The sequence below is a fragment of the Okeania sp. SIO3B5 genome (genome assembly GCF_010692555.1).
Lineage (GTDB): Bacteria > Cyanobacteriota > Cyanobacteriia > Cyanobacteriales > Microcoleaceae > Okeania.
Map to the genome: position 1 here is coordinate 1 of NZ_JAAHHG010000569.1, position 6,245 is coordinate 6,245.

Here is a 6,245-nt window from a genome sequence, read left to right on the forward strand (position 1 = left end):
GCAGTCCGAGACATTAAACGGACGTGGAGGCAAGCGTAACCCACCCCCATCCCCTCCCGGGAGGGGAGCAAGAGGGGTGGGTGCAGCAGCCAATGTTAGCGACAGCTATGCGAAGCAAAACGTCAACTCGCCGAGGAGCTACGGCTCGGTAGGAATCCCCGTGCCTGCCTCTTTCAGAGGAGCTTTCCTATGGTCATGCTGCGCAAACGCTAACAGGCCGGGGAGGATGTCAAAAGAATGGCTTCTCTATCTAGGGCTTGCTGATTAAATCTAAAAGCATTGACATATAAAGACTTTAGCCTTTTGAGGTCTGAAATACCTTGGTTTTCAGCTCTTGACACTCAAAAAGGAGGGTATTTTAGGCGCATAGTTGGGCATAAAAATCAAGGGACAAAACGCCCGCTCCTACCTCTTCTAAATTCCTATTTCTCCTGTCTCCTGTCTCCTGTCTCCTGTCTCCTACCCCAGCAAAAAGACTTTATTCAGCAGACCCTATCTATGATGACTTCTGACTTCTAACTTCTAACTTCTGACTTCTGACTTCTGACTTGCGCGTAGCGCTATATTTGTCCTATTCCTTCTTTCTTCTGCCATAGGACTTCATCTCAAAAAGCATTTCAGGGTCTCAAAAAAAAATAGCCCCCTCTCCTTGAGGAAGCTGAAACTAATTACAACACACAAACCAATAAAATAATCATTAACAAATAAGTTAATACTTAATTTATTTATCTATACATTAGCAGCTATTTCCTTATTTTTATATAAAAATACTGAAAAGTTTTATGAAGATTTTTTAAAGACGCAGCAGATCTATCACTTTTGTCTTGAAAGTAATGCCAAATGCAATAAAGTGATGTGACAATAGTCAAGATTTCAAAGAATGTTTTCACATAGATAGGCTACAGTGGTCAAAGCATTCTCCTACTAGATATCTCCAGAAAAGAGGGAGTAGGGAGTAGGGAGTAGGGAACCCACCCCTAATATCATGTCCGGATAAGAGCGTGATAAAAAACTTTCTCCTTCAACTCCAGTTATTCTTCTTCCTTCTTCTTTCTTCCCCTCCTGGGAGGGGCTAGGGGTGGGTTGGGAGGGGGAGGGGCGAGGGGTGGGTTGACTCCTGACTTCCCCTCCCCTCCACCGGAGGGGCTAGGGGTGGGTTGGGAGGGGGAGGGGCGAGGGGTGGGTTGACTCCTGACTCCTAAGTCGTTATTTATTTATAACTGTTCAACCGGACATGATATAACCCAGGAGGGCAGAGCTAATTCATTGTCGCGCCTAGAATATTTACAACTGTATATTTTTGGTTAACTCACTCTAGCAAGATGTACAAAATTTCAAAATTTCAAAGGATACAATTTTTCAATCCTGTTTACTGACGGATTCCGCAGGAAAAACCCTTTGAAAGTCTGCTGTTCCCTATTCCCTATTCCCTATTCCCTATTCCCTATTCCCTAGCGCGTAGCGCTGTAATTGTTATATATTTAAAATTGCAATCTGCAACAGATGAACCTATGTTTCAACAAACAGTCTGGATAGCAAGGCACGGAAACCGCATCGACTTCGTAAACCCCGAATGGTTTAACACTGCTGAAAGACCATACGATCCTCATCTGTCGGATGATGGTGTCATTCAAGCCAAACAACTGGCAAACCGTTTAGTTGGGGAAAATATCACTCAAATTTTTTCCTCTCCTTTTCTGCGAACCGTACAAACTGCCAATGAAGTAGCAGAAGTTCTTGATTTACCGATTAAATTAGATTGGGGCCTGTGTGAATGGTTAAATCCTGAATGGATGCCTGCTATGCCAGAGTGCGACTCGTTGGCTACTAAACTAGGAAACTAGATATAAATGGCCTTCCGTGACTAATCCTAAAGGATGTTAAATATTCAGTCACTGGAAAACTCTTATTACCTTGATGGTGAAATTCCATCCGCCTTGTTGTTGGGTTGACAGTATAGGCCACACTGGTGAGACTGAACATCAAATTGGTGAAGCTGGTCTAAAAGCGGGACAATACCAGTTACCGAGGAACGATACCGCGAGCAAAGGCTGACAAGTGGACGAATAGGAAGGTAATTAAACTCTCGTTAAGCAGAACCGCCCCAAAGGTAGCTATGGGGTGTAGGACGAAAGTCAGGGGGTCAATGGATAATCTTATTTTGGCGAGATTATCAACAATCATACTGAACCCTCCGGGAGATTTTACCCCACTAAATCAGCCGTAAAAAGGAATAAGGGAACGAGGAAACCTCTCTTTGACACCTAAGAATATAGGTCGAGAACTTAGGAAGCCATTCAAGGTAAATCTGCACAACGGTTGCAGGTCTTAGGGAGAGTAGGATTGGGTAAAAAGCTCTTTATGCTGACGTACCCACTTTTGAATGTAATGTAAGGCAATGAATAGTAATGAATAAAGCTCAGACACTAAAAAGAAGATTAGGAAACCCTAAGCCATTTTCAAGCGTAGCATGGGGCAGAGATGAAATACCTTCACAAATTTCAATCAATCCTAACCTCAAATGGAAGGATATAGATTGGAAGAAGGTAGAGAAATCTGTGTTCCGATTACAAAAATTGATTTACAAAGCATCCAGCCGTGGCGAATTCCGCAAGATGCGCAGATACCAAAAACTTCTTTTGAAAAGCTATTATGCTAGGTTGCTAGCTGTTAGGCGCGTGACACAGGATAACCAGGGAAAGAAAACAGCCGGGATAGATGGTATTAAAAATCTATCTCCAATGCAGCGACTAAACTTGGTGAACCTACTCGCATCACCACACCTAAAGGCAAGCCCGACCCGCAGAGTCTATATACCAAAACCAGGGAGGGATGAAAAGAGACCTCTTGGAATTCCAACAATGTACGACCGTGCGTTACAAGCCTTGGTTAAGTTGGGTATGGAACCAGAGTGGGAGGCACGTTTTGAACCTAATAGCTATGGTCTTTTCCGGAGGTCAACACATGATGCCATTGAGGCCATCTACAAAAGCATCAAGCAAAAACCAAAATATGTACTAGATGCCGATATATCAAAGTGTTTTGACCGAATTAACCATGATGCACTTCTAGGAAAGATAGGTCAATCTCCCTACAGACGGTTAATCAAGCAATGGTTAAAGTCTGGAGTTATGGACAATAATCAATTCCTAGAATCTGTGGAAGGTACACCACAGGGAGGGGTAATAAGTCCCCAAAAGCGCAAACATCGCCCTACACGGTATGGAAGAAAGGCTAATGGAATTTGTCACAACCCTAGATATCCGAAACGATAATGGGGAAAAGTACAAAAAAAGACAAAAGAAAGAGTCCTTAACTTTAATACGCTATGCTGATGATTTTGTTATCCTGCACAAAGACATCAAAGTAGTCCTGCAAGCAAAAGCCGTAATACAGGAATGGTTAAACCAGGTAGGATTAGAACTAAAACCAGAAAAAACCAAAATTGCCCACACCTTGGAAGAATATGAAGGAAATAAACCCGGATTTGACTTCTTAGGATTCACAATCAGGCAATGGAAGGCCAAGTCAACCAAACAAGGATTTAAAACGCTGATTAAACCGTCCTCTAAGAGTATAAAAACTCATTACCGGAAGCTTGCGGATATATGTGATCAGAACAAAACCGCTCCTACTAAAGCTCTAATAGATAAATTAAATCCGGTAATTAGGGGGTGGGCTAACTACTTCTCAACCGTAGTCAGTAAAGAGATATTCAATAAAATTGATAATCTTCTATGGATAAGACTATGGAGATGGGTAAGTAGAAGGCATCCAAATAAGTCAGCTAAATGGGTTAAAGATAAGTATTTCCCTGGCTGCAAAGGAACCATAAATTGGTTACTTAATGACGGCGAATATATACTAAACCGACACTCAGATGTTCCTATTATACGGCACGTCAAAGTAAAAGGTAATAAATCCCCTTATGACGGCGACTGGACTTATTGGAGTAATAGAATCAGCAAATACCCAGGCATAAGGAAAGAAGTCACAACGCTACTTAAACGGCAAAAGAATAAATGCGCATTTTGTGGACTAACCTTTAGACCAACTGACCTACTGGAAGTTGACCATATAAAACCAAGGTCTGAAGGTGGTGACAACACATACAAAAATAAACAACTGTTGCACCGACATTGCCACGATACTAAAACTGCCTTAGATAGAAACACATACATACAACCGAAGTTACAGGACTTACCTGAAAGTTATTTATGGGTTGATGATATGTTGATATTAAGGTAGGGGTGTACCCATGACAAGGGACGTTTAAGAGAGGAGCCGTGATGAGGTGAAAGTCTCACGTCCGGTTCTGAAGACGAGTCGGTTTGGTAACAAACTGGCTTAGTTTAACAACTCTACCCCTAGAAATAATGGCCAAAACTTACAACAGAATCGATCTTTCTTACAATGCAGGCACTCCCCAATATCCTGAAACTTGGGAAGCTTGTATGAAGCGCACTGGAGAAACTACCCAAAGTCTAGTGGCACAGTTTCCCACAGAAAATATTTTATTACTGGGACACGGAGCTTCAGTTATTGGCACTGCTGCAGGGTTAGTAGGTGAAATTGCTACGGTGGAAGTTAAAGCCTCTCTTTGTTGTTTAGTTAAAATTGTTCGTGAAAAACAACAATGGGTTATGGAATTAAGTGGCGATACTTCTCATTTAGAGAATATAGAAACTAATATCAGGTTTGTTTAACAAGGAAGGCAGAGGGTAGAAGGCAGAAGGCAGAAGGGAAAGAAAAGTTTTAAGGGTAATGGTTTTTTGGTCGCGGTAAGCGGAATGGAGTTCTATCGCTGATTATCCGGACATGATATTATAACCCCAAACAATTTTAAGTAGAGCTTTACCGATCTAATCTCAAAGAACTGGTAAACCAAGGTTTTGGCCTTTTATTCATTCTACTTTCTCTGTCTTCCCACACGAACCAACTCCCCACCGTCCCCACACTTTGCTTTATTCAGCAAACCCTAAGTACCCTTGTTGACGGCGGGGTATTAAACCCGCCACTGAAAAGATAGAAAGCGTTAAAATACAATTTAGATAAAAGTTTGATAACTATTCAACCAGGACTTTTTTGCCTGTGAATAGTTATCAATATTACTGATGAAAATGTATTTTTTTTACGCTATTTGATGTTATGGCAGGACACAGTAAATGGGCGAATATTAAACGCCAAAAAGCTAGAGTTGATGCCGTTAAAGGCAAGGTTTTCGCTAAAATTTCTCGTCAGATCATTGTTGCTGCCCGTAGTGGGGCCGATCCGGCGGGTAATTTTCAGTTGCGTACAGCCATAGATAAGGCAAAGGTGGCAGGTATTCCTAATGATAATATTGAGCGGGCGATCGCTAAAGGTTCTGGTCAGTTCAATGATGGTAATGAACTGGAGGAGATTCGTTATGAAGGTTATGGGCCAGGTGGTGTAGCGATTCTGATTGAGGGACTTACAGATAATCGTAACCGTACAGCAGCAGACCTCAGAAGTGCATTTACTAAAAATGGGGGTAATCTTGGTGAGACTGGTTGCGTAAGTTGGATGTTTAACCACAAGGGTGTGGTGACTATTACAGGATCTGTTGATGAGGATGAATTATTGGAAGCATCTGTTGAAGGAGAAGCGGAATATTATGAAACGATTTCTGAAGACGATTTTCAAGGTGCAGAGGTATTTACTGAAACTACTAATTTGGAAAATCTGAGTCAGATGCTACGGGGTAAAGGCTTTGATGTGAGTGAAGTTGAGTTTCGGTGGATTGCTAGTAATACTGTTGAGGTGACAGATCCAGACCAGGCGCGATCGCTCCTGAAGTTAATGGATGCTCTTGACGATCTTGATGATGTGCAGAATGTGACAGCTAATTTTGATATTGCAAATGAACTTATTTCTGCTGCTTTAGTTTAGATGTAAGCATTCAGCTATCAGCAGTCAGCTATCAGCAATAGACATCTCCAGAAAAGAGGGAACACTTAACTGGGAACAGGGAAGAATAATTGATAATTTATGGGTAAGAATTGATTTTATTTTTGATTTTTGGAGATGTCTAATTAGGGCTTGCTGATTAAAAATAAAAGCATTGATATATAAAGGTTTTAGCTGTTTTAGGTTGAAGAAAGTGCGCCTGTTTTCGCTCAAGAAAGCTCAAAAAACTAGCATTTTGTGCAAGAGTTGGGCAGAAAAATTAAGGGACAAAACGCCCGCTCCTACCTCCTCTACATTCCCCGTTCCTCCTGTCCCCC

At 41.7% G+C, this 6,245-nt stretch carries 2 protein-coding genes and 2 pseudogenes; all 4 read left to right on the forward strand.

The window, feature by feature from the left end:
- Nucleotides 1–1,511: 1,511 nt before the first annotated feature.
- Nucleotides 1,512–1,823: pseudogene (locus F6K54_RS38350) on the forward strand (histidine phosphatase family protein); the annotation flags it as partial.
- Nucleotides 1,824–2,408: 585 nt separating this feature from the next.
- Nucleotides 2,409–4,351 (forward strand): annotated as a pseudogene (ltrA, locus tag F6K54_RS38355) (group II intron reverse transcriptase/maturase).
- Complete coding sequence (locus F6K54_RS38360) at nucleotides 4,332–4,706, forward strand: histidine phosphatase family protein (RefSeq protein WP_293089339.1); 375 nt, start codon at nucleotides 4,332–4,334, stop codon at nucleotides 4,704–4,706. The pseudogene ltrA and the gene F6K54_RS38360 overlap by 20 nt, the downstream one beginning before the upstream one ends.
- Nucleotides 4,707–5,148: 442 nt before the next feature.
- Nucleotides 5,149–5,910: a YebC/PmpR family DNA-binding transcriptional regulator gene (locus F6K54_RS38365; protein WP_293089341.1), complete on the forward strand. Its 762-nt coding sequence runs from the start codon at nucleotides 5,149–5,151 to the stop codon at nucleotides 5,908–5,910.
- Nucleotides 5,911–6,245: the final 335 nt, after the last annotated feature.

What these genes read in the sequence shown, in the direction of transcription:
- F6K54_RS38365 (WP_293089341.1), top strand. Translation starts at nt 5,149, where the DNA reads ATGGCAGGACACAGTAAATGGGCGAATATTAAACGCCAAAAAGCTAGA.